This is a genomic window from Nitratireductor sp. OM-1 (assembly GCF_003296175.1).
Lineage (GTDB): Bacteria > Pseudomonadota > Alphaproteobacteria > Rhizobiales > Rhizobiaceae > Nitratireductor > Nitratireductor aquimarinus.
Genome location: NZ_CP029208.1, coordinates 3,308,381 through 3,332,569 on the forward strand (window position 1 = coordinate 3,308,381; position 24,189 = coordinate 3,332,569).

The window sequence follows — 24,189 nt, forward strand, 5'->3', positions numbered from 1 at the left end:
ATTGCGTATCCCAGCAGATCGACCAGCACCTCCACTTCAGGTGCCGTTCCGAGCTGACCAAGCGGCCCCGTACCCGATGCCGACGCCCTGTGCTGCATCAATGTCACCGTGAGTCAGCGCATATCGGGCCATGAAGGTCGCGCTTTCATCGGCGGGCAGGTCAGCGCTCGGCGGTGTGAAGGACGACAGTCAGTCACCTCCGGGACGTTCGTTGAAGCGCAGCCCTGCACAGACCGACCAAACATCCGTGTGGCTCACATTGCTGTCTTTCGTCACCGTGAACGTGTAGAGGATCATAGCGCTGGGCTCGGCCGAACTCCGGTATCGCCTCATAAGCACCCGTCTTGTCGATCACGAGCACCACATTCTGCAACAACGGGTCGCAGTAGGATCGTCTGCCTCACCATCCCACCCCACTCGGCATCCATATCTGTCGTGTCTAACAGATCGTCCGATTGACCCGAAACGCTTGTTCCGCCAGCCCTAAGGCCTAAAGTCTCAGCCTTTGCAACCACCCTACTTATATCTAGGTCCTCATATGTCAAAAGATAAGCCCCGGCAGCGCAGATCACCGAGCGGATTTATCCAGTCGTGGCGGTTTGAAAGCAACTGGGCGTCAATCCACACTCTCTACGCATGGAAGAAGAAGTTCTCGCTGCACGCTGATAGCGGTGACAAGGAGCGTAACATCCTAAAAATGTCAACGCGTGTTTTCGCCAAGGATGCACAGTGGAATGCGCGTTCGTCGCCGAAAATTGCCCGTTGTTCTCGGTGCGGGCGATGTGTTGTTGCCTGAACATCCAATCGAACGGCTTTTACGCCTAGGACATAGATCTGTAATTTGTAGAGTTTAACGGTGTTTCCCTTGATAGCTTCAAGGATCTGTCCGCACTGACGGCTGAGAGCAGCGTTTGTGCTGTATCGGGTTTCACAAGGTCGAATGTTTCATTGACTCAAAGCGGGCTCATTGGCCCATCCGGTAACCTTCGCAAATCGTTCGTCCCTGCGTCCCGTCTCGAGACTCCGCCCTCGGGTCAGCTTTCCGACTTCACCGCTGACAAACAGTTTCTACCTCACTTCATGCTTCGAACAAAGTGCCATCGCGCAGCATGGCGTGCATGACGACGGTAAGACGGCGAGCAAGCGCCACGCGTGCCTTTCTCAGCCTCCGCCGCCTCGCGATCTTCATGGCCCACCTTTTGAGGGCGAAGCTGCCGCGACTGCGCGTGAGGAACGAGTTGCGGCTTCGTAGAGCAACTTGCGCACCATACTGTCGCCTTGTTTGGTGATGAGGCTGGTCCAATAGATTTCACTGGACTGATGACGGCTTGGGGATGAGCCAGAAGTAAGCGCCGGCAGTGCGCGATTGTCGGAAGCAGCCAACCTCATCGACGGCAGCGGCAAAAGCAGCAGAGGTTTTAACACCGACACCGGGGAATCTCATGAGTTGCCGACAGGACCGGGATTGGTGGGCGCGATCGCCGGATACCGCTTTGCCAGATCGCTATCCTCGAACTCTGCCAGGGCCAGTTCGGCCACGTCGGCATTCACCGCCGTGTAGACCGCCTTGAGAGCCGCGGCGACGGCCTTGCGGCCCTTGTAGCTGGCGAAGTTCATGGAATGGCGCAACAGGTGGACGATACATGTCTGAACCCGTGTCTGGGGAAAGGCCGCCTCGATAGCCTGAGGGAAGCCCTTCAGCCCGTCCACGACGGCGATGAGGATGTCCTGGACGCCCCGGTTGCGCAGGTCGCTGAGAACCTTGGCCCAGAACTTCGCGCCCTCATTGACCTGGAACCACAGTCCCAGAACGTCCCGCGTGCCATCTGGTAGAACCGCCAGGGTCACGAAGACCGCCTTGTTCGAGACTGTCCCGTCGCTGCGGATGTTGACCCGGATCGCGTCCATGAAGACGATCAGATAGCAGGGCTCCAGAGGGCGGTTCTGCCAGGCGGTGACCTTCCCCATCACCGCATCGGTGATCGCGGAAATCAGGCTGGGCGAGGCCTCGACTCCCTAGATTTCCTCGATATGACCCTGGATCTCGCGGGGGGTCATTCCGCGGGCATACATGCTGACGATCTTGCGGTCGAACTCGGGGAAGCGCCGCTGATGTTTGGCAATCAGGACCGGAACTAAGGGACCATCGCGGTCACGAGGAATATACAGGACAACCTTACCGCTGTCGGTGGTAACCGTCTTCTGGCTGCGCCCGTTGCGGCGATTGGGGGGCTGGTTCTGGCCCTCCGGCGCTTCCTCCGCGCGCTCTTCATCGAGATGGAGTCTATCTCCGTGCTCAGCGCACGTTCCGCCAGCGCCTTGGTCAGTTCCGTCAGGATGCCGGTCTTGCCAAAAAGATCGCCAGGCGAGCGGCCTTCCATCAGCCGTTCTAGAAGGTCTTTGTCGATGCTCAAACGTGGGTCTCCTCTCAGAGCAGTTACCACGTCAGGGCACAAAATTACGCATAGTCCCTGCGCGGGCTGGAGATTTGAGATACACCTCCTTGTAGAACCTGTTCCTGGCCAATTGAGCTAGGCCGGCTGCGTCATGAGGGGCGGTCTTGTACGCCTTCAATGCCTTCAGACTCTGACGTGCCTGCTATGCATCGATGCACACGACGGGAACGCTGAGAGCCCGGCGACCGTGACAGATCGCCGGCGACATACGGCCGGTTTCAATCACCGCTCGTTCGACACCGCCGGCTTCACGCACTGCATATGCGATCATGTCGGGAGTGGTCTCGACCTTAATCGAGGCGATCTTCCCGCTCTTCTCATCCACGATGCAGACCTACGTAGTTTCCATCGACAGATCCAGTCCAGCATAGTGTTTCATGGCTGCTTCCTTCCTTCAGCTTCGACAGCCAGATATGTGAGCCATCTATCAGCTCCTAGGGCAGCGACCACAAATTTCCCGATGACCCATTATGTCCGATCCATAGGCGGATTGCGGCGAGTTTGATGAGAGCGAGATAGTTCTCGTCGTGCTTTTCGTATCGTGTGGCGATGGCCCGACAATATTTGATGCGGTTGAAGAACCGCTCGATGACGTTTCGAAACCGATAGGGCCAGCGGCTGAAAGGTGGCTTTTCTCGTCGGTAGGAGACGGGCTTGGCGCAAAGCCAGCCTCCTTGCGCCTTCACTTGCCGACGCAATGCGTCACTGTCATAAGCAGCATCGGCCCAAAGCGCCTGGCTCGAACCGATTGCTTCCAGCATGTAGGCCCAAGGCGAGCCCGTGCGCAACCGCCAGTAGATGCCATTCAGCACTTTGCGATCATCGACTCGTGGCACACCACGCGACTTGTTGGAAAGTAGCGGTTCGATGACCGACCATTCAAAATCGGTCAGTTCTTAGCCACGCTGGGACATGACAAACTCCTTTCGGAGTTTGAAACACTTATCGCTGTGAGCCGCTACTCATTTATGAGTTTGTGTCCTAGCGGCGATAACGTCGCATCATGAGTTGTGACACTGTATCTTTGCGGTTTCTGCGCCAGCAGCTTAGGGCTTTGCCGCCCGCGCCTCCCTCTCCTCCGAAGTGGCAGAGCACGACTTACCGACAACCCGCCAGCAAGACCGGCTTGACTTTCCGCGCGTACCCTTTATGTGTCCGCCAGACTCTTTAAGCGCTTGGTGGAGAGATTCTGCTGGTGCGCGACCAACAAACATCAGGAACGGACGACAGCTATGGCGAAGGCCACGACCATCAAGATCAAGCTCCAGTCGACGGCCGACACGGGCTTCTTCTACGTCACGAAGAAGAACAGCCGGACGATGACCGACAAGATGACCAAGCGGAAATACGACCCCATCGCGAAGAAGCATGTGGAGTTCAAGGAAACGAAGATCAAATAGATCCCGTTTTCGCCGCACAAAAACGCCGCCCAGAGCGGCGTTTTTTTTATGCGCGCATGAAATATCCGCCCACGCATCTGCGGTGACCGGCAGGTTCAGTGGCTGACCGTGAATGGTGAAATGATTTGGGGGTCGGTCGGCAAACTGGCAGCGGTACGAGGAGGCCACTAAAGACCAGCGCCGACCGACCGACCCCACGGACCCAGGAGATGCGGCGGACCTGAGCATCATGGGGTGTCTTGGAGGCATGCGCGTCAGAGCCATATCGGCCCGACCATGCAACTGCCTTTATCGGTCGAGAGATTTGCGCAGGGCAGTAAGAAAATCAACACTTACTTAACCATTGCCGCCAACTCCCTGACGTTAGGGTAAATATGGCGCGCGACCGGCGTTGCGTCAGCCCCCAATAGGGTGAGAGCGCCATCACTCTTTCGTGCCTGACAGATGACCGGCCTACCACACCCGAAACAAAGCCACCCACCCACAACCGAAAACGCCGCACATCCGGGAGGACATGCGGCGCTCTTGACGGCAGGAATGCCGTGCGACCGAAACCGCACGGCGAAGGGATGGCGACCTAGAATTTCGCAGTCGCTCCCAGAATGAAGGTCCGGCCCCTGCCCCTTTTTGAATTCATCGATTCCGGCCCGGACGCAGCCACCGCATAGCTCTTGTCGAACAGATTTTCGACCGTGAAGAACACGTTGAAATCCTCGCGGATCTCATAGCTGCCATAGGCATCGTAGAGCGTGTAGGCCTCAAGGTCCTCCGGCTCCATCATGCCGTTTGCCTGCCGGCTTGGGCCGACATAACGCATCTGTGCGCCAAGATTCAGCCGCTGCTCAAGAAGACGCACGCCCACATCCACCGTGGCGTAGGTCTCGGGCAGGAAGCCGGCATCACCATTGCCCCAGCCCGTACCGAAGCCTACCGGCTGATCGGTATCCGCATTGGTGTAGGACGCATTCACGTAGAAGGCTCCCGCGTCATAGCTGCCCTGCACTTCCCAGCCGGACATGCGGGTGGTGCCGGGCGCATTCACCCATTTGGCGACCTGCCACGGAATTCCCGTCACATCCGCCAGATCGTTGACGATGTAGTTTTCGATGTCGTGACTGTAATAGCCGACCTTCAGGCGCAGGCGGTCGTCGGGCAGCAGGACACCATCCCTGTGCAGATTGACGCCCACATCCCAGCCTCTGCGAACCTCCGGCTCAAGCCCCAGATTGTTCGCATAGGCCGAGCCGATGCCATCGCCAAACGGGATCATCGTCCACAGCATCTCCTGAACGGTGGGCGGGCGGGCGGTGTGCGCATAGGTGGCGTAAAGCTGCATCCAGTCGAGCGGATCGGCGGCAAGCGTCACCTTGGGCAGGAACTCACCACCGGAGCGCGAGACCTTCCGGTTGCCGCAGTCCGGCCCGCCGGGCGGACAGTCCCCCGTACCCGCACTGTATGCGGTCTGCTGCCCGGACATGTTCCAGTAATCGTAGCGCAGCCCGGCCGTCAGCGAGAAGATGTTCCAGTCCAGCGTGACATCGGAGAAGGCGCTCGCCTTCTGCATCCTACCCGGCGGGTTCGCGCCACGGCGACGCAGCACCTCGAAATCCGTGGAACCGTAGGAAAGCCCGTAATACCAGGAAAGGTCCACGCCCTCGCCCACCACGAAGCGTGACGTGTTGGCGAGGCTCGCGCCGAAGGAACGGTCCCGGGATTCACGACCGCGATAGCCGCCGCCAAACTCGGAATCGTACGTCATCTCCGTTTCGTTGTAGTAGACATTGGCCGCAAGATCGATCAGCGCCGACCCCGGATCATATGTGTAATCGAGCGTGTAGGTCTGGTTCTTCAGGCTTTGCTCGTAATTGCTGCTGGTGAAGCGGTTGTCATACCAGCGCCCGCCAAGCTTGAGCCGATGCTCGCCATTGGGTTCGAAATCGAGCTTGACCAGTCCACCCGCAGGCGCATTGGCAACCCTGTCGTAATCGGGAAACACCGCGCCATCCGCCGTTTCATAATCGTGAAAATCGGAATAGGCGAGCGCGCCGACAATGCTCACATCTCCAGTCTGACCGGGGAACATCTTGCCCCGCGCGCCGCCAGCGAGCAGACCTGACCAGCGATAACCATTGGTGCCGGCCTTGAAGCGGGTGAGCGCACCGATGTCAGCGCCCGGCTTCAGAACGTCATCCACCTCAAGCGTGCGGAAATTGGCAGCGCCGGCCAGCGTTCCCGCACCGGCCGCGCCCGAAACCGCGCCCCGCGCCACATCCACACCGGCCAGAAGCTCGGGATGCACGTAAAGCAGATTGCCCCCCGACGAACCATGCCCGCCCACATTCCGGAAGGTCTGCGGCACGCCGTCGATCATGGCGTTGACGCGGCCATAGCCGGTCAGTCCGCGAATGTTGACCTCGATCGCCGGATTGGTGCTCGGGGAATAGGTGAAGGACCCCGGAACCGAACGCACCGCCGTTCGCACATCGCCGCCGAAGCGCTCCTGCAGTGCCTGCTCATCAAGCGAGCCGACCGCCGCAGGCGTGGTGTAGACTGCTTCGCCCGAGGGCAGAAGCGTCTGGTCATCAACCACCACCAGCCGTTTCAGCCGATGGGTCCTGCCCTCACCCACGTCACCCGAAACGGCTTGCTCCACCTCTTCCTCTGCCGGTGATGCCTGCTCCTGGGCAAAGGCTGCATGCGCACATAAGAAAGAACAAGCGAAGACACTTCCCGCAAACAACCTGCGGGAATCATCGATGATCAAAGCCAACGAAACCTCCTGTCGGACTAAAGCAGAATTTCGGGCTGGCTGAACATTTGCTTGCTGGAATGTACTTTTGCTTAGCCTCGCGGCATCAGCACGTCAAACGGGCTCCCAAAACCACTGGGCAATGCCTCAGACCGCGGCAAACCGTTATCCGCCACGGAAAAAACATGATTACTACAGTCAAGTTTAAGGGCGCGAGCGCTCAAACTGCGACAGTTTTACACAATAAATTTTATCAAAAGACCGCAGCACGCCACCTCACGCGGCGGGAGCCACCACGCAATTGCGCCCTGCATTCTTGGCATCATACAGGGCCAGGTCGACACGTTTGAGCAGAGTGGCCGGGTCGTCATGCGCGCCGGCGGTGGCCACAACGCCCACACTGGTCGTCACCGCAATCGCATTCTTGCCACCGTCGACCGTGAACGGGTCGCTGGCAATGGCGACACGAAGACGCTCGGCCACGGTCTCCGCAACATCAAGCGGGGTATCCGGCATCACCACAACAAATTCCTCACCGCCAAAACGGCAGATGAGATCAATGCCACGAATGTTCTGGCGGAGCCGGTCGGCGAATTCGCGCAGCACATCGTCGCCGCCCTGATGCCCCCAGCTGTCATTGATGGCCTTGAAGCAGTCGATATCGGCCATCATCACCGAGAGAGGCCGCCCGCGCGCGGCGGACCGGGCAAGCAGCCTCGGCAGATGCGTGTCCAGATAGCGTCGGTTGTGAAGCCCCGTCAGCGGGTCGGTCACGGCCATCTGGAAGCTCTCGCTCACGCTGGAGCGCAGACGGTCATTGTAGCGTTTGCGGCGCAGCTGCGTGCGCAGGCGCGCCATGAGTTCCTGTTGATCCACCGGGCGCACGATATAGTCGTTCACGCCGAGTTCGAGAGCCCGCGCGATCATCGCATCGTCGCCCTTGTCGGCCACCAGCATGACCGGCAGAAGCCGCGTGCGATCCAGCGCCCGTAATTGTGCACACAGCCGCAGCGGATCGTAAGTCGTGTAAGCAGATGTGACGAGAATGCACTCGTAGCTGCCATCGGCGGCGCGGAACAGACCGGCCTGCGGGTCATCCTCGACATCAACCCTGTAGCCATCACGCAGCATGTTGGCGATGGTTGCAGAAGACTGCGCGTCTTCATCGATCAACAGAATGGAGGGCGCAGCACGACGCTCCTCTTCAATACCATCGTCAAAACCGGCATTGCGCGCCGTCACGGTGCGCAGGCGCAATTCATCCGTCAGCATTTTCAGCCGCACCAGACTTTTCACGCGCGTCACAAGCTGCAGATCATTGACCGGCTTCGAGAGAAAATCATCCGCACCGGCTTCAAGCCCCCTGATGCGATCCGCCGTCTCTTCAAGGGAGGTGACCATGATGACGGGAATGTGCTGCGTAGCCGGATCGGCCTTCAGCCGGCGGCACACCTCGAACCCATCGAGCTCCGGCATCATCACGTCCAAAAGCACGACATCCACCTTGCCGTCCGCGCAGATCTTCAGCGCCTCTGCGCCACTATGCGCGCAGACCACCTCGAAATACTCGGCCAGAAGCCGGCTTTCGAGCAGCTTCACATTGGAAGGGACATCATCGACGACAAGGATGCGCGCGGTCATGGTCGGCTCCTCAGATGAATACTGGAGAGGCCGGGTGCAGCATCAGGCGTCTCCGAGATAGGATTTGATCGTTTCGATGAAGCTCGGCACGGAGATCGGCTTGGAAATGTAAGCCTCGCATCCGCCCTGGCGGATCCGCTCCTCATCGCCCTTCATCGCAAAGGCCGTGACCGCGATGACCGGGATCGTGTGCAGATCGTCATCCTGCTTGAGCCATTTGGTGACTTCCAGACCGGAAACCTCCGGCAGCTGGATGTCCATCAGGATGAGGTCAGGCCGATGCTCACGCGCAAGATCAAGCGCATGCAGCCCGTCGCGCGTACGCACTGTCTCATAACCGCTTGCCTCAATGAGATCGCGAAAGAGCTTCATGTTGAGCTCATTGTCTTCGACGATCATGACTTTCTTCGACATCAAACCCCGTCCCACTCAACTCCGCCGTAACAGCAGACCGCCGGTTGCCGACCGCGATGTGCGATACACCGAAATTTCAGACGCCACCCTTGCACGATTTGATTTATGAATCGGTAATGGACGCCTGCGAATCGTAGTCTTCCAGCATAACGGCCTTGGTTTTGCGCGCAATTCACGTGTTGAAAATGCAGCAGCGGGCCAAACACCCTATATTGAGGATGAACCATGCAACGCGAGGAAGCCGAAACCATTGCCGTGTCCGCCCTGGCCTTCATTGCGGCAGACGGCGAACTTCTGCCGCGCTTCCTGTCGCTGACCGGCATCGAGGCCCACCAGATCCGCGCTGCCGCCGCCGAACCGGGTTTTCTGGCGGGTGTTCTGCAGTTCGTGCTGGCGCATGAGCCGACAGTGCTGCGCTTTTGCGAAGAAAGCGGCATCGCGCCCGAGCGGGTTGCGCGCGCGCCAGCCGCCCTGCCCCATGGCAACACATCTTACGACATTCAGCCCTGACACGATTTGGACGGCACAAACATGACGATCGATCCGGAAACCTCCCGGCAAATTGACGAATTATCGCTCAGCAGCGATCCCCTGCTGGTGCTCGATGTGGACGACGTGATCCTGGAATTCATCCGGCCGTTTCCGGAATATCTGCGCACGCGCGGCTTCGAGCTGAAGCTCGAGAGCTTCGGCCTCAACGGAAACGTCACCGACCTCGCCTCCGGAGACCGCGTGAGCAATGAAACCGTGGCGCAGCTCGTCGATGCGTTTTTCGAGGTCCAGCATGACTGGCAGGCGCTGGCCGAAGACGCCTCCGAAACCATTGCACGGCTTTCGAAAGCAAGCCAGGTGGTGCTCCTGACCGCCATGCCCCACCGCTACCGGCAGACGCGCCGCACCCTGCTCGACCAGCTGGAAATGCACTATCCGCTGCTCACGACCGAGCGCGCCAAGGGCCCGGCCATCCAGCGCCTGCGCGGCAAGCACCAGCGTCCCGTCGCCTTCGTCGACGACATGTATTACAACCTCGTCTCGGTGCGCGACACGGTGGAGGACGCGCATCTCTTCCACCTGATGGCCGACAATTCCGTGCGCACGCTGATGCCGCCGATCCCCGAGGGCGTAACGGCGGTGGAACACTGGAAAGAGGCCGGGGAGAAGATCGCCCGCTCACTGCAAATCTAGAGAAACTCCAACAAAAGTGGAAACCGGCTTTGCGGCTGGAATTATGCAAAATCAATAAGATAGCGCATTACCGGTGAACCTTTTTTCGTCAGCAACGCTCTAAAGGTTCACACCGCACCTGCCGGGCCTGGCAAAGACAACGTCGCGCCCGGCCAGAACCAAAGCGCATCACAGCATCACACGCTCAAAGCGAAAACCGCATCAGCGGCCGCCCCGCCTTGCGCTCGGCGACCGTCTGGAACCCGGCCTTTTCAAAGACCCGCGTCGACCCCACGAACAGGCCGATGGAACGCTTGTCGTTCGACCGGGTGATCGGGCAGGCTTCCAGCAGGCGCGCGCCATTTTGCCGGGCAAAATCGATACCGGCGGCAACGAGCGCGTGAGACAGTCCCTTTCGGCGCGCCGAGCTTCGCAGGAAGAAGCACGAGATCGCCCAGATTCCGTCCTCACGCTCCTCGCCCTCTTCCAGTGGCGCGGAGACACGCCCCTTGTTGTTCCATTCGGGAATGTCGGCGCGCGGCCCGATCTGCATCCAGCCATCCGCCTGCGCGCCATCCATGAGCAAGAGCCCCGGAGGCGGGCCGGCTGCAATCCGCGCCTTGATGTGATCCCTGTTGCTCTCGCGGTCGTTTTGTCGCCGCACCGCCGGTGGCAGACGAAAATGCGTGCACCAGCAACCATAACAGGCGCCCTGCCTGCCAAACAAATCCTCGAATGCCGACCACAAATCCGGCGTCAGGGGCGCGATCCGATAGTCCACCCTGACCTCTTGCAACCCGGCTTCTGGCAACCCGGCCTCCTCCATACCGCAGCTTGTGCCATGACGGCGTTTCAAGTAAGATGCATGTTCACTTTATGTTCACATGATCGATCATGCCTGTCAACGCCCTCCCGCATGGCATTTGCCGCGATTGCCTGACCCCGGCGAACACCGCATCGCGGCGTTGCCGGTCATGCGGGAGCCCGCGCATGCTCGCCCATGCCGAGCTTGACCGCCTGTCTCTCGCGCATGTCGACTGCGATGCCTTCTACGCATCGGTGGAGAAGCGGGACAACCCGGCCCTTCGCGACAGGCCCGTCATCATTGGTGGCGGCAAACGCGGTGTCGTCTCCACCGCCTGCTACATCGCCCGCATCCACGGCGTTCGCTCCGCCATGCCCATGTTCAAGGCGCTCGAAGCATGCCCCGAGGCTGTCGTGGTCAAGCCGGACATGGAGAAATATTCAAGGGTCGGCCGCCAGGTGCGCTCGATGATGGAGGCGCTCACCCCTATGGTCGAGCCGCTGTCCATCGACGAAGCCTTTCTCGATCTCGCCGGCACGGAAAAGCTGCATGGCGCGCCGGCGGCCATGGTGCTCGCCCGCTTCGCGCGGCAGGTGGAAGAGGAAATCGGCATCACCGTTTCGGTCGGCCTCTCCTACTGCAAGTTCTTGGCCAAAGTCGCTTCAGACCTGGACAAGCCGCGCGGCTTTTCCGTGATCGGTCAGGAAGAGGCCGTCAGTTTTCTTCAGAAACAACCCGTCACGCTCATCTGGGGCGTCGGCAAGGCCTTTGCCGCCACGCTCGGCAAGGATGGCATCCGCACCATCGGTCAGCTTCAAACCATGGAGCGCAACGAGCTGATGCGGCGTTACGGCACGATGGGCGACCGGCTCTATCACCTTTCGCGCGGCATGGATGAACGTGGCGTGAAACCGCGCAGTGAAGCAAAAAGCGTTTCGTCTGAAACCACGTTCAACACGGATCTGTCCCGGATGGAGGATCTGGTGCCGGTCCTGCGCGCGTTGTCCGAGCGGGTTTCCGCCCGGCTTAAGGAAGCCGACATTGCCGGCCGAACCGTCGTTCTGAAACTCAAAACCGCCGACTTCCGGCTGCGCACCCGCAACCGGCAGCTCGGAGACCCGACACGGCTCGCCGACCGCATCTTTCACACAGGGCTGGAACTCCTGAAACGGGAGGTGGACGGCACCCGCTTTCGCCTTCTTGGCATCGGTGTCAGCGACCTGACCGACGCCGGCAGGGCCGATCCGCAAGACCTTGTCGACGGGCTTTCCCACAAGCGCGCACTCGCCGAGGGAGCCATTGACAGCCTGCGCGAAAAATTCGGCAAACAGGCTGTCGAGACCGGCTATACGTTCGGGCGCTCCAAAGTTGCGCGCCCGCAGCGCGACGGCGAGGATTGAGCCAGCTGCTTGGGGCCTGCCCTACTGGCCGCGAAGCTCATCAACACGCTGCCGAACCGCGTCACGCCGATCCTTCGTATCTGGATGCGTGGAGAACCAGCCAGTCTCATCGGAACCGCCAGCGTCCTCAACCACACGGTCCAGAAGCCCCACAAAAGCCAACGGATCGCGGCCCGCCTTCGCCATCAGCCCGACACTGTAGAGATCGGCATGGGTCTCGAACTCACGCGAATAGACAAGGGTCTGCAGAGCGCTTGCCTGCACGATCACATCATCGACCAACTGGCTCGCATCACCACCGATCAGCCCCACCATGAAACCAATGCCCAGAACGCGATAGATCTGCTGCAGCGAGTGCCGCTCGCGCACATGGCCGATCTCATGGGCGATGACGCCGGCAATCTCGTCGTCAGACCGGGCAAGCCCGACCAGTTCGTCCGTAACAATGATCGTGCCGCCCGGCAGCGCCAGCGCATTCGCGCCTATCATGCCGCCCTGCCGCAGTTCCAGTCTCAGCGCGGGTCCATCATCGCCTGCGATCTGCGCCAGTTCATCGAACATGTCGTGCAGCGCCCTCTGGCGCTCTTCGGCAAGTTCCGAGGGGGAGAACACGGTGCGATCCACCGTCTCAAGCGTTCCCCGGTCCATCGCGACAATGATGGGCTGCGGCGTCACCAGCGCGGCCCCCGAAGCCAGAAGCGGGACGCCAAACCGGTAGACGACGAAGATGAGCCCCATCGTCACCACGGCGGCAGCCGCCACGAAGCCCAGATGTCCCTCAAGACGCATCAGCCGCGCGAAGAAGCTGCCACCCGTCTTCAGGAAGCCGTCCACATCGGCACCAAGCGGGGCTTCGAAAACACCGCCATCGGCAAAGGTGATCTTGCGCGGCACACCGGCAACCGGGTCGGAGACGGAAGCGATTACCGGCTCCAGCGCCTCCGTTTCATCGGCAAGACGCAGCACCAGCCGTTCCGGAACGCCGGAAAGGTTGGCCGCCACGACACGCGAGGAACCGGGTGGGAAGTAACGTCCCTCAATCATGGCCTATCCCTGTTTCGACGCAATCGACCATGCAGGTCTGGAGAATGGCGCAAGCCCTCAAAGTCCGAAATCGATGCCTTCGATATCGAAGAACTCGGCCGCGCCGACATTGCCCTCCGGTGCGGCTTCATCGACGAAATCGTCAAGCGGGCCGACCGCAAACACACCAGTGCTGACCACCAGATAGCGCCAGCTGCGCACTGCGGCCCACGGCCGCAAGAGGCCAAGCGTCAAAATGGTGGCGAACAGGTTTGAGACCAGAATCCAGACATAGCGGAGCCGCCCCACACGTGATGTGAAACGGTGCTGGCCATCAAGCACGGTGTGATTGTAGGCGATATTGCGCACACCGGCCTCATAGAAGAGATAGGCAAGCGCCAGCGCAATATAGGCACCGATGGAAGCGCCAGTCAGGATGCCGGCCATCGATCCATAATTGAAGACATCGAATAGCTCATCCTGACCGAGCCGAAGCGTGTTTCCCGCCGAGACAACGCCGAAACCGATCAGGAAGCCCCCTCCGACGAAAACCATCAGGACAAGCCCGATGAAGATAACCGTCACTCCCAGATTTCCGTAAAGCGCGGTGAGCGGCGCCTGCGTTTCAAAGCGGGTCGATCCATAGCCCAGATGGCGACCGAGATAGTTGCGTGCCAATTTCGAAGCCACGGGAGCAAGAAGCCCTGCGGATACAAGGGCGACCACCGGCATGATCACGAAGGCGAAAAATGCGCCCCAATAGGTCCCGCGGAAATTCAGCCGCACATTGCGATAGCTGGTCATCCGTGCGTTGAAGGCCATCGACTTGTTCAGAAGCCACGGAAAGGCAATCAGATAAGGAATGATGAGCAGCCCGAAGAATGGCGAAACACTGATCAGCACATTGTAGGCAAGCAGAAAGGCCACCACGATGATGCGCCCGATCAGGATTCTGGTGGGCCGCGCGTGGTATTCGAAATTGTGCCCGTCGAGCCAGCTGTTTCCATAAAAATAGCGCAACCGGCGCACCTTCGCCCAGGCAGTGTAAATGCCGAGCGTGATGATCGACAGGAACAGATTGACGATCCAGATACCAAAATACTCAGAAGCGCGCCCGGTGAAGGAAAACGGAAGATGCACAGGCGTTTGGCGGCTTTCCGCCGCCGTCTCAACGTAATTCATGAAAAACAGGCCCCAAAACTAAAAAATAATGAAAAATCCCTGATCGCGGAAATTTGCAAAAACGACCAGAAGTTGCTGCGCTCACCTTGTGGCGCAACGCCTAAACAAGTTCAACCTCCACAACGCCTGGCACCGCCCGCATGGCGGCTGCAACCTGCGGCGAGATACGGTAGCGGTTGGGTAACCCGACCTCGATCTCGCCCTGCCCGCCTTCCTTGATGACGACGAGGCTCACCTGCGCGTCGCCGCGCTGGGTCAGCTGCGAGGAGATGGCGGCCAGCGGCTTGGGGTCGCGCAGATAGATGCGCAGCGCCTTCTGCATCCGGCAGGCTTCCTCCTCAAGCGACTGCACGCCCTGAATGCGCAGATTGACGCCTTCGGGCCGGTTTTCAGCCCCCACCATGATAACCACGGAGGAACCCGCTTCCAGAAGATCGCGATATTGCGCCAGCGCCTCGGAGAACAGAACGGCCTCATACTGTCCGGTGGCGTCGGACAACTGGATGATGCCCATCTTGTTGCCGGTGCGCGTGCGCCGCTCCTGCTTGGAGGTGACGGTGCCGGCAAGCCGCCCGGCGGTCGCCCCGCGCTTCACTGCAGCCTGGAACGTGCCCCAGTTCTGCACGCGCATTTTCTCGAGGATCTCGGCATACTCATCCAGCGGATGCGCCGAGAGATAGCAGCCGACCACCTGGAATTCGCGATGCAGCTTGTCGGCAGCGGACCATGGCTCGACCACCGGAAGATGGATCTTCTGCGGCTCGCCGCCGCCCGACATGCCGAAAATGTCGCCCTGCCCCATGGCAGCGTCTTCGGCCGCGCGTGCCGCCATGCCCATAAGCCGGTCGATGCCGCCGAACAGGGCCGCGCGGTCGAGACCGAAACAGTCGAATGCGCCCGCCTGAATCAGGCTTTCCAGAACACGTTTGCCGACGATCTTGGGATCGATGCGGGCGCAGAAATCCTCAAGGCTCTCAAACTGCTTCTCATTGCGCTTCTCGACGATGTGCTCCACCGCCGCGTCGCCCACGCCCTTGATGGCGGCGAGCGAGTAGAAAATCTTGTTCTCACCCACTTCGAACGGACGGTGCGAGGTCAGAACCGATGGCGACACGACTTCGATGTCGAGCCGCATGGCGTCGCGGCGGAAGTCGTTCAGCTTGTCGGAGTTGGCCATGTCGTAGGTCATCGACGCGGCGAGGAACTCGACCGGGTAATGCGCCTTCAGATAGGCCGTCTGATAGGAGACGATGGCGTAGGCAGCGGCGTGTGACTTGTTGAAGCCGTAGTCGGCGAACTTGGCGAGCAGGTCGAAGATGAAGTTTGCCTGCTGCTTGGAAACGCCGCGCTCGGTCGCGCCATCGACGAAGATGCCGCGCTGCTTCTCCATCTCCGCGCGGATCTTCTTGCCCATGGCGCGGCGCAGAAGGTCAGCCTGTCCGAGCGTGTAGCCGGCCAGCTCCTGCGCGATCTGCATCACCTGCTCCTGGTAAACGATAACGCCCTGCGTCTCCTTCACCAGATGGTCGATCTTGGGGTGGATCGAGGCGATTTCCTCGTCACCATGCTTGCGCGCATTGTAGGTGGGAATGTTCTCCATCGGACCGGGACGATAGAGCGCGACCAGCGCGATAATGTCCTCGATGCGGTCGGGCTTCATGCCGATCAGCGCCTTGCGCATGCCGGCCGATTCCACCTGGAACACGCCGACCGTCTCGCCGCGCGAGAGCATCGCGTAGGTTTCCGGATCGTCGAGCGGGATATGCGCCAGATCGATCTCGATGCCCCGGCGGCGGATGAGCTTCACCGCCGTTTCCAGAACGGTCAGCGTCTTCAGGCCGAGAAAGTCGAACTTCACCAGCCCCGCCTGCTCGACCCATTTCATGTTGAACTGGGTGACCGGCATGTCGGAGCGCGGGTCTCGATACATCGGCACCAGCTCGGAGAGCGGACGGTCGCCGATCACGATGCCGGCGGCGTGCGTCGAGGCGTGACGGTAGAGGCCCTCGAGCTTCTGGGCATAGTCGAGAAGCGTGCCAACAATAGGCTCCTTCTCCACTTCTTCGGCGAAGCGCGGCTCATCCTCGATGGCCTTGGGCAGCGGCGTGGGATTGGCCGGGTTCGACGGCACCATCTTGCAGAGCCGGTCGACCTGGCCATAGGGCATCTGCAGCACGCGCCCCACATCGCGCAGAACGGCGCGGGCCTGCAGCGTACCGAAGGTGATGATCTGGCCCACCTGATCGCGGCCATATTTGCGCTGCACGTAGCGGATCACCTCTTCGCGGCGATCCTGACAGAAGTCGATATCAAAGTCGGGCATCGACACGCGGTCGGGGTTCAGGAAGCGCTCGAACAGAAGCGAGAAGCGCAGCGGGTCCACATCGGTAATGGTGAGCGCGTAGGCGACCAGCGAGCCCGCACCCGAACCACGACCCGGCCCCACAGGGATATCCTGAGCCTTCGCCCATTTGATGAAGTCCGAAACGATCAGGAAGTAGCCCGGGAACTTCATCCGCTCAATAATGCCGAGCTCATAGTCAAGGCGCTCGGCATATTGCTCGCGCGTATAGCCTTCGGCCAGACCCTGTGAATTGAGGCGGTGGTCGAGACCTTCGCGGGCCTGACGCCGCAATTCGTCAGCCTCGGCCTGAAGCGCCGCCTCGGCGTCGGCCGCATCCGCGCCCGTAAAGCGCGGCAGGATCGGCGGATGCGTCTGCGTGAAATAGGAACAGCGCCGGGCGATCTCGATCGTGTTGTCGATGGCCTCGGGCAGATCGGAAAAGAGCCGCGCCATCTCGGCCTGGCTCTTGAGATAATTGTCCGGCGTGAGCTGGCGGCGGTCGTCCATGGCGATCACCGCGCCCTCGGCGATGGCGATCAGCGCGTCATGGGCCTCGTAATCCTCGCGGGCGGGAAAAAACGCCTCATTGGTCGCAACCAGCGGCAGTTCGAGCTTGTAGGCGAGATCGACGGTTGCCGCCTCGACAACCCGGTCATACCCCTCGAAACGCTCCAGTTCCACATAGAGCCGGTTGCCAAAGCATTCCTTCAGGAAAAGCAACCGCTCCTCGGCAACCTCGGGCCGGTCGGCCTTCAATGCGGCGCCGATCGGCCCGCGCGGACCGCCGCTCAGGCAGATGATGCCGTCGGCCAGCTCGGTCAGCCATTCCGTGGTGATATGGGTCGCCTCACCCGGCTCGTTGTCGAGATAGGCGCGGCTGACGAGCCGCACCAGATTGGCGTAACCTGCCTCGGTCGAAGCGATCAGAACCAGCGGTTCATACTGCGCGCCCCCACCCTTGCGGCCATTGCTGCGGCGGCTTTCCGCCAGCGCGTCCTCAAACGCGCAGTCAAGCTGGCAGCCGACGATGGGTTGCAGCCCCTCCTTGGAGGCTTTCTGGGAAAACTCCAGCGCGCCGAACAGATTGTTGGTGTCGGTGATGGCGATGGCCGGCGCTTCATCCTTCAGCGCATGGCCAATGACCTTTCCAAGAGGCAGCGCGCCTTCCAGCAGCGAATAGGGCGAATGCACCCGCAGGTGAATGAAGGGCCGTTCGGGCCGGTTTCTTTCACGCTCCGCCGCTGCGAAAATCGGATCGCGCAAACGCCTGTCGCTCGCCATGAACTGCTGCCAACTGCTTCTTGAAGACTCAAAGCACATTGTCCCGCATCGGGCACCGGGGGTAAAGGCCCGTCACCCGGCAGCACACGGCTTTCTGAACGCGTCAGACCGTCTCTGCAGCCAGAACCCGTTCGATTTCGACGGCCAGCTCTGCCGGCTCTTCCACGATACCGACCGCGCCCGCCTCCGCCAGCTCGGCCCGATCGCCAAATCCCCAGAGAACGCCAATCGCCGGCACGCCATTCGCCTTGCCGCCGGCAACATCATGAAGCCGGTCGCCGATCATCACCGTGTTCGCGGGCTCGATCCCTTCACTGGCGATGATGTGCCGGATCAGGTCCGCCTTGTTGGCATTGGTCCCATCGGGGGCAGAGCCGTGCACAGCATCGAAGAAGCGTGCGAGATCGAAATGCGCAATGATATCTTTGCTGTAGGCTTCCATCTTCGAGGTCGCCACGGAGAGGAAATGCCCTGCATCGACACAATGGGAAAGCGTCTCCCTGATGCCGGGAATGAGCTCATTCTCGAACTTGCCGACGTCCTGATAGCGCTCGCGATAGTGCCCGACCGCCTCCCAGATGCGCGCTTCGTCGCTGGTGTCCAGAAACGTGGCGAAGGTGACCTGCAGGGGCGGACCGATATGAGAGCGAATGGTGGCGTCATCCGGGGCCGTGCGCCCCATCTTCTCCATTGCATGGCGGATGCAGCTGGAAATGCCGACAAACGGGTTCGTCAGTGTGCCGTCGAGATCGAACAGCACCGCTGCCCGCTTTTCCATCTGCGCCATTTTCGGAAAGCTCCTATTCGAATTCCATGATGACCGCATCCACGGCGAGGCTGTCACCGGGCGCGGCATTGATCTTTGCCACCATCCCGTCGCGCTCGGCGCGCAGGACATTCTCCATCTTCATCGCCTCGACAACGGCGAGTATTTCGCCCGCCTTGACCTCCTGCCCGGTGGCGACCGCGATGGACACGACCAGACCCGGCATCGGGCAAAGCAGCATTTTCGACGTATCGGGCGCTTCGCGCACGGGCATCAGGCGGTCAAGCTCGGCAATGCGTGGCAGCATCACGCGCGCATTCGCAGCCACGCCCTGCCAGGCGACCTGAACGCCATTGAGGATCGGACGCACCTGAACGGCGACAGTGCGGCCATTGACATCGCCTTCCCAGACCGGCTCCCCCGGACGCCAGGAAGAGCGCACGGTCACCGGATCAGCATCGCCAATGCGAATGTCCATTTCCAGCGGGATCGAGATCATGCCTTCGACAAGGCTGACGGACAGATAATCGTCATCGAGCCGCACCACCCAGTCGCGCTTCAGTTCGCCCGAATGCGGTGCAAGACGGCCGGTCAGCCGGTCGAGCCGGTCACGCCGCAGAAGCTCCACGGCCAGCGCCACCGCAGCAAGCACCGTGCGCTCGCCCGCCATGGGCGATGGCGGGGCAAACCCGTCAGGAAATTCCTCCGCGATGAAGCCGGTCGACAGACGCCCTTCGCGCCAGCGCGGATGGCTCATCAGAGCCGCGAGGAATGGAATGTTGTGCTCGATCCCGTCGATCACGAAACGGTCCAGCGCCTCGCTCATCGCATTGATCGCATCAAGTCGCTCGGGCGCCCAGGTGCAGAGCTTGGCGATCATCGGGTCGTAGAACATCGAGATTTCCGACCCTTCCGCCACGCCCGTATCGTTGCGCAGGACGGCATCGCCCAAACGCCCCTCCTGCGGCGGACGGTAACGGGTGAGCCTGCCGATGGACGGCAGAAAGTTACGCACCGGATCTTCGGCATAAATACGGCTTTCAATGGCCCAGCCATTGAGCTTCACATCGGCCTGACCGAAGGACAGCGCCTCGCCTGCCGCCACCCGCAGCATCTGCTCCACCAGGTCGATGCCGGTGACAAGCTCGGTCACCGGATGCTCCACCTGAAGGCGCGTGTTCATCTCCAGAAAATAGAAATTCCGGTTCTTGTCGACGATGAACTCGACCGTGCCGGCGCTTTGATAATCAACGGCTTTTGCGAGCGCCACAGACTGTGCGCCCATGGCCGCGCGCGTCTCGGCGTCCAGAAAGGGCGACGGAGCCTCCTCCACCACTTTCTGATTGCGGCGCTGGATGGAGCACTCGCGCTCGCCCAGATGCAGGCACGCGCCATGCGCGTCCGCCAGAACCTGTATCTCGATATGGCGCGGCTCCTCGATGAATTTCTCGATGAAGATGCGGTCATCGCCGAAAGAGGACGCAGCTTCCGATTTCGAGCGCTCGAACCCTTCGCGCGCCTCGTCATCGTTCCAGGCAATCCGCATGCCCTTGCCGCCGCCGCCCGCCGACGCCTTGATCATCACCGGGTAACCGATTTCACCCGCGATGCGCACCGCATGTTCGGCATCATCGATCAGTCCCATGAAACCGGGAACGGTCGAGACGCCGGCCTCGGCGGCAATCTTCTTGGAGGTGATCTTGTCGCCCATGGCCTTGATGGCCTTCGGCTTGGGGCCGATGAAAACGATGCCCTCGGCTTCCAGTCGCTCGCAGAACCCTGCATTCTCGGAAAGGAAGCCATAGCCCGGATGCACGGCCTCTGCGCCGGTCTCCTTGCAGGCGGCGATGATCCTGTCTGCGACCAGATAGCTCTGACTGGCGGCGGGCGGTCCGATGTGAACGGCCTCGTCGGCCATGTCCACATGCACCGCGTCGGCATCGGCGTCGGAATAGACCGCGACGGTGGCGATGCCCATCCTCCTCGCTGTCTTCATGACCCGGCAGGCGATTTCACCGCGATTGGCGACGAGGATCTTCTTGAACATGAACGGTGTTTCCCCCCAACGAGCGACGTCGTTTCTGTTTTATGGCTTTGCTTGCCCCCGCTCAAGCGTTTCACACAATTGTCGCATGAGAAGCGGGTTTGTCAGATTGCGTCATCCTATGGCCGGAACGGGCTTGCGGGACATAACAATTCCTGAAACTTTCGGCTGAGATTTGCGTATGAGATTCCGGACTTGCAGGAGAATTGTCCATGAAAACCCGCGCCGCTGTTGCCGTTCAGGCAGGAAAACCACTTGAAATCATGGAGGTAGACCTCGATGGCCCGCGCGAAGGCGAAGTGCTGATCGAGGTGAAGGCGACCGGCATCTGCCATACGGATGAGTTCACCCTCTCCGGCGCAGATCCGGAAGGCATCTTCCCGGCGATTCTCGGCCATGAAGGCGCTGGCGTCGTCGTTGATGTCGGTCCCGGCGTGACGAGCCTCAAGAAGGGCGATCACGTGATCCCGCTCTACACGCCCGAGTGCCGCGCGTGCCCGTCCTGCCTGTCGCAGAAAACCAATCTGTGCACCGCCATCCGCTCCACCCAGGGCCAGGGCCTGATGCCGGACGGCACGAGCCGTTTCTCCCTCAACGGCGAGAAGCTGCATCACTATATGGGCTGCTCGACCTTCTCGAACTTCACCGTTCTGCCCGAAATCGCGGTCGCCAAGGTCAATCCGGACGCGCCCTTCGACAAGATCTGCTACATCGGCTGCGGCGTGACCACGGGCGTCGGCGCGGTCATCAACACCGCCAAGGTCGAGATCGGCTCGACGGCCATCGTGTTCGGCCTCGGCGGCATCGGCCTCAACGTGATCCAGGGCCTCCGGCTTGCCGGCGCCGACATGATCATCGGCGTGGACCTGAACAACGACAAGAAGGAATGGGGCGAGAAATTCGGCATGACGCATTTCGTCAATCCGAAGGAAGCCGGCGAAGACCTCGTTCCCTATCTCGTCAACATGACCAAGCGCGGCGCTGACCAGATCGGCGGCGCGGACTACACGTTCGACTGCACGGGCAATGTCCACGTGATGCGTCAGGCGCTGGAAAGCGCGCATCGCGGCTGGGGCGAGTCGATCATCATCGGCGTGGCCGGTGCGGGTCAGGAAATCTCCACCCGTCCCTTCCAGCTGGTCACCGGACGCACCTGGAAAGGCACGGCCTTTGGCGGCGCACGCGGCCGCACCGACGTGCCAAAGATCGTCGACTGGTACATGGAGGGCAAGATCGACATCGACCCGATGATCACGCACACCTTGTCGCTGGACGAGATCAACAAAGGCTTCGACCTCATGCATGCGGGCGAATCCATCCGCTCCGTGGTGGTCTACTGAGGCCATCACCTTGTCGACCATCTATGTGGATGCAGATGCCTGTCCGGTGAAACCGGAAGCAGCCCGTGTCGCCGAGCGGCACGGGCTTGTCATCGTCTATGTCTCCAATGGCGGGCTGCGCCCCTCACGCGACCCCATGGTGCGGCATGTGGTGGTGCCCGGCACCGCCGACGCCGCCGATGACTGGATCGTGGAGAATGCCGTGGCCGGCGACATCGCCATCACGGCGGACGTGCCGCTGGCCGCGCGCCTGGTGGAGATGGACGTGCATGTGCTCGGCCCCACCGGCCGCCCGTTCACGCCCGAAACCATCGGCATGGCGGTCGCCATGCGCAACCTCAAGCAGGATCTTCGCGAATCCGGTGAGATCAAGGGATACAATCCCGGTTTCACCGCACGCGACCGCTCCGACTTCCTGCAGGCGCTCGACCGCACCGTGCGCCGCGCTTTGAAAGAAAACAGGGACTGACCTCATGAAGACCGTCTCCACCGCCCGCTCTCGTGGCGGCGTCCAGGGCGTTTACAGCCACACCTCAAAAACCTGCCAGTGCGACATGACTTTCGCCGTGTTCGTGCCGCCGCAGGCAGCTGATGGCCCCTGCCCGGTCCTGTGGTATCTGTCAGGCCTCACCTGCACGCACGCCAATGTCATGGACAAGGGCGAATACCGCCGCATGGCTGCCGAACTCGGCATGATCGTGGTCTGCCCGGACACGAGCCCGCGCGGCGACGACGTGCCGGACGAGGCGGACAACTGGCAGTTCGGCAAGGGCGCAGGCTTCTATGTGGACGCCACGCAGGAGCCCTTCGCCAAGAACTACCGCATGTATTCCTACATCACAGAGGAACTGCCGGCGCTGATCGCCGAAAATTTTCCGGCGGACATGGATCGCCAGGGCATTTTCGGACACTCCATGGGTGGCCACGGGGCGCTGACCATCGCGCTTAAAAATCCCGACCGTTTCAAAAGCTGCTCCGCCTTCGCCCCCATCGTCGAACCATCGACTGCGGGCTGGTCGAAACCGGCGCTGGAGAAATATCTGGGAGCGGACGAAGCCACGTGGCGCGGACACGACGCCTGCGCGCTTGTAGCCGACGGCGCTCGCTTTCCCGAATTCCTGATCGATCAGGGCGCGGCTGACGGCTTCCTGGACGAGGGCCTCAGGCCATGGCTGTTCGAAGCGGCCTGCAAAAAGGCGGGCATTCCGCTCACGCTCAACATGCGTGAGGGCTATGACCACTCCTACTTCTTCATCTCGACCTTCATGGACGACCATCTTGTCTGGCACGCAAAGCGCCTCGCAGCCCGCTGACCTGAATCAACACATGAAGCCGATGAATCATCTCCTCATGTTCTTCGGCTAACATTCTGCCAGCAAACGGCTTTTCACCTCCACGACGATTGACGCGCCGGCGCAAACTTGTGCCGGCGCGTCGCATCCGGCATGCTTTCGGGAGCAAACCCGCCCTAAAATGCGGGATCATTGAGCTCAGAATGCCACCCAATGATGATCGAAAACGGAGGTGCTGCCCGGTGCAGGACACAGCACATATTTATTCAGACACACCCGACCGCGACACGATGGGCGGCCGCCTCTCCCGGGCGCGCGACGCCGTTGGCCTCTCGGTTGCAGAACTTGCCCGCCGTCTCGGCGTGAAGGCGGCTACGATACAGGCCTGGGAAAGCGACCGCTCGCAGCCGCGCGCAAACCGGCTGGCCATGCTCGCCGGCGTTCTCAATGTCAGCCTCTCCTGGCTGCTGCACGGCGTGGGCGTTTCGCCCGCCGACGAAAGCCGCTCGGAACTGGTCAACGCCGTCGCAGCCAACCTGAAGCGCATCCGCAGGCTCCAGGAAGAGACCAACCGCATTGTCGCGCAGATCGAAACCGACCTTGCGCGCGCTGAAGGCGCTGGCTGACGCGCGGATTTCTTCTGATGCGACATTGTGCACAGAAAGCGTGATGCCACGACCGCGACCGGCGTTATGACAGGTGACAAACGCAACGGCCTGCGCTAATTTCCAGCCGTCGAGGGCAGCAGCCCTGCCTGTTTGCGGGAGAGAACCAAACCGGGAAAAACCGGGGCGGACGCCGAAGGGGAAATCGCCCGAAATCTCTCAGGCAAAAGAACCGTAGACAGGTCAAGACACTCTGGAAAGTCGGGGAGTGATCCCCGCGCCG

At 61.0% G+C, this 24,189-nt stretch carries 21 protein-coding genes, 2 pseudogenes and 1 riboswitch; of the genes and pseudogenes, 8 read left to right on the forward strand and 15 right to left on the reverse strand.

The genetic code is table 11. The features are described 5' to 3' along the window. Positions 1 to 1,185: 1,185 nt before the first annotated feature. The 6 genes and pseudogenes from DEJ54_RS23395 to DEJ54_RS23745 form a co-directional block, all read right to left on the reverse strand. A complete protein-coding gene (locus DEJ54_RS23395) occupies positions 1,186 to 1,359 on the reverse strand; it encodes an IS110 family transposase (protein ID WP_245447809.1) in 174 nt (57 codons plus the stop codon). Further along, positions 1,310 to 1,444 carry a hypothetical protein gene (locus DEJ54_RS23530; protein WP_245447583.1) on the reverse strand — a complete coding sequence of 45 codons (135 nt, stop codon included), beginning with the start codon at positions 1,442 to 1,444 and terminating at the stop codon, positions 1,310 to 1,312. The genes DEJ54_RS23395 and DEJ54_RS23530 overlap by 50 nt, the downstream gene beginning before the upstream one ends. 29 nt (positions 1,445 to 1,473) lie before the next feature. Beyond that, positions 1,474 to 2,414, reverse strand: a pseudogene (locus tag DEJ54_RS23535) (IS256 family transposase); the annotation flags it as partial. A 184-nt stretch (positions 2,415 to 2,598) separates the two neighbouring features. After that, positions 2,599 to 2,727 carry a hypothetical protein gene (locus DEJ54_RS23620; RefSeq protein WP_256370530.1) on the reverse strand — a complete coding sequence of 43 codons (129 nt, stop codon included), beginning with the start codon at positions 2,725 to 2,727 and terminating at the stop codon, positions 2,599 to 2,601. A gap of 163 nt (positions 2,728 to 2,890) precedes the next feature. Then, complete coding sequence (locus DEJ54_RS15895; RefSeq protein ID WP_371685980.1) at positions 2,891 to 3,217, reverse strand: transposase; 327 nt, start codon at positions 3,215 to 3,217, stop codon at positions 2,891 to 2,893. Then, positions 3,191 to 3,349, reverse strand: a pseudogene (locus tag DEJ54_RS23745) (transposase); the annotation flags it as partial. The pseudogene DEJ54_RS23745 and the gene DEJ54_RS15895, both read right to left, overlap by 27 nt. Positions 3,350 to 3,688: 339 nt before the next feature. Between DEJ54_RS23745 and rpmG the strand changes: the two are divergent. Continuing rightward, on the forward strand, positions 3,689 to 3,856 hold the full coding sequence (rpmG, locus tag DEJ54_RS15900) for a 50S ribosomal protein L33 (protein ID WP_007008183.1): 168 nt from the start codon (positions 3,689 to 3,691) through the stop codon (positions 3,854 to 3,856). A gap of 577 nt (positions 3,857 to 4,433) precedes the next feature. On the opposite strand, the gene DEJ54_RS15905 is transcribed toward rpmG, so the two are convergent. From DEJ54_RS15905 to DEJ54_RS15915, 3 genes are all read right to left on the reverse strand, one after another. Continuing rightward, entirely contained in the window at positions 4,434 to 6,509 is a 2,076-nt protein-coding gene (locus DEJ54_RS15905; RefSeq protein ID WP_162742322.1) for a TonB-dependent receptor domain-containing protein, read from the reverse strand. Between the two features lie 372 nt (positions 6,510 to 6,881). Then, positions 6,882 to 8,246 (reverse strand): PleD family two-component system response regulator, encoded by a 1,365-nt coding sequence (locus DEJ54_RS15910; RefSeq protein WP_113155423.1) that lies wholly within the window; start codon positions 8,244 to 8,246, stop codon positions 6,882 to 6,884. Positions 8,247 to 8,288: 42 nt separating this feature from the next. Beyond that, the gene (locus tag DEJ54_RS15915; protein ID WP_113155424.1) at positions 8,289 to 8,660 is read right to left on the reverse strand and encodes a response regulator; all 372 of its coding nucleotides are present in this window, start codon (positions 8,658 to 8,660) and stop codon (positions 8,289 to 8,291) included. 225 nt (positions 8,661 to 8,885) lie between these two features. Here DEJ54_RS15915 and DEJ54_RS15920 point away from each other — a divergent pair, with 225 nt between their 5' ends. Both DEJ54_RS15920 and DEJ54_RS15925 read left to right on the forward strand, forming a co-directional pair. Continuing rightward, the gene (locus tag DEJ54_RS15920) at positions 8,886 to 9,170 is read left to right on the forward strand and encodes a DUF3572 domain-containing protein (RefSeq protein ID WP_113155425.1); all 285 of its coding nucleotides are present in this window, start codon (positions 8,886 to 8,888) and stop codon (positions 9,168 to 9,170) included. Between the two features lie 21 nt (positions 9,171 to 9,191). After that, the gene (locus tag DEJ54_RS15925) at positions 9,192 to 9,845 is read left to right on the forward strand and encodes a hypothetical protein (protein WP_113156332.1); all 654 of its coding nucleotides are present in this window, start codon (positions 9,192 to 9,194) and stop codon (positions 9,843 to 9,845) included. 184 nt (positions 9,846 to 10,029) lie between these two features. On the opposite strand, the gene DEJ54_RS15930 is transcribed toward DEJ54_RS15925, so the two are convergent. Beyond that, entirely contained in the window at positions 10,030 to 10,605 is a 576-nt protein-coding gene (locus DEJ54_RS15930) for a GNAT family N-acetyltransferase (RefSeq protein ID WP_113155426.1), read from the reverse strand. A 113-nt stretch (positions 10,606 to 10,718) separates the two neighbouring features. On the opposite strand from DEJ54_RS15930, the gene DEJ54_RS15935 reads away from it, so the two are divergent. Beyond that, a complete protein-coding gene (locus DEJ54_RS15935; RefSeq protein WP_113155427.1) occupies positions 10,719 to 12,029 on the forward strand; it encodes a DNA polymerase IV in 1,311 nt (436 codons plus the stop codon). Positions 12,030 to 12,050: 21 nt separating this feature from the next. On the opposite strand, the gene DEJ54_RS15940 is transcribed toward DEJ54_RS15935, so the two are convergent. The 5 genes from DEJ54_RS15940 to DEJ54_RS15960 form a co-directional block, all read right to left on the reverse strand. Then, on the reverse strand, positions 12,051 to 13,073 hold the full coding sequence (locus DEJ54_RS15940) for a M48 family metallopeptidase (protein ID WP_113155428.1): 1,023 nt from the start codon (positions 13,071 to 13,073) through the stop codon (positions 12,051 to 12,053). 57 nt (positions 13,074 to 13,130) lie between these two features. Beyond that, the gene (locus tag DEJ54_RS15945) at positions 13,131 to 14,234 is read right to left on the reverse strand and encodes a YjgN family protein (protein WP_113155429.1); all 1,104 of its coding nucleotides are present in this window, start codon (positions 14,232 to 14,234) and stop codon (positions 13,131 to 13,133) included. A gap of 100 nt (positions 14,235 to 14,334) precedes the next feature. Beyond that, positions 14,335 to 17,859, reverse strand: a complete 3,525-nt coding sequence (gene dnaE, locus DEJ54_RS15950) for a DNA polymerase III subunit alpha (RefSeq protein WP_113155430.1) — start codon at positions 17,857 to 17,859, stop codon at positions 14,335 to 14,337. Between the two features lie 103 nt (positions 17,860 to 17,962). Then, the gene (locus DEJ54_RS15955; RefSeq protein WP_113155431.1) at positions 17,963 to 18,646 is read right to left on the reverse strand and encodes an HAD hydrolase-like protein; all 684 of its coding nucleotides are present in this window, start codon (positions 18,644 to 18,646) and stop codon (positions 17,963 to 17,965) included. A gap of 13 nt (positions 18,647 to 18,659) precedes the next feature. Then, positions 18,660 to 20,672, reverse strand: a complete 2,013-nt coding sequence (locus tag DEJ54_RS15960; protein WP_113155432.1) for an acetyl/propionyl/methylcrotonyl-CoA carboxylase subunit alpha — start codon at positions 20,670 to 20,672, stop codon at positions 18,660 to 18,662. 209 nt (positions 20,673 to 20,881) lie between these two features. Here DEJ54_RS15960 and DEJ54_RS15965 point away from each other — a divergent pair, with 209 nt between their 5' ends. From DEJ54_RS15965 to DEJ54_RS15980, 4 genes are all read left to right on the forward strand, one after another. Next, positions 20,882 to 22,009 carry an S-(hydroxymethyl)glutathione dehydrogenase/class III alcohol dehydrogenase gene (locus tag DEJ54_RS15965; RefSeq protein WP_113155433.1) on the forward strand — a complete coding sequence of 376 codons (1,128 nt, stop codon included), beginning with the start codon at positions 20,882 to 20,884 and terminating at the stop codon, positions 22,007 to 22,009. A gap of 4 nt (positions 22,010 to 22,013) precedes the next feature. After that, the gene (locus tag DEJ54_RS15970; protein WP_204360909.1) at positions 22,014 to 22,478 is read left to right on the forward strand and encodes a YaiI/YqxD family protein; all 465 of its coding nucleotides are present in this window, start codon (positions 22,014 to 22,016) and stop codon (positions 22,476 to 22,478) included. A 4-nt stretch (positions 22,479 to 22,482) separates the two neighbouring features. Next, positions 22,483 to 23,322 (forward strand): S-formylglutathione hydrolase, encoded by an 840-nt coding sequence (fghA, locus tag DEJ54_RS15975; RefSeq protein WP_113155435.1) that lies wholly within the window; start codon positions 22,483 to 22,485, stop codon positions 23,320 to 23,322. Between the two features lie 221 nt (positions 23,323 to 23,543). Continuing rightward, the gene (locus tag DEJ54_RS15980) at positions 23,544 to 23,927 is read left to right on the forward strand and encodes a helix-turn-helix domain-containing protein (protein WP_113155436.1); all 384 of its coding nucleotides are present in this window, start codon (positions 23,544 to 23,546) and stop codon (positions 23,925 to 23,927) included. Between the two features lie 125 nt (positions 23,928 to 24,052). Next, positions 24,053 to 24,151: riboswitch (glycine riboswitch) on the forward strand. Positions 24,152 to 24,189 lie beyond the last annotated feature (38 nt).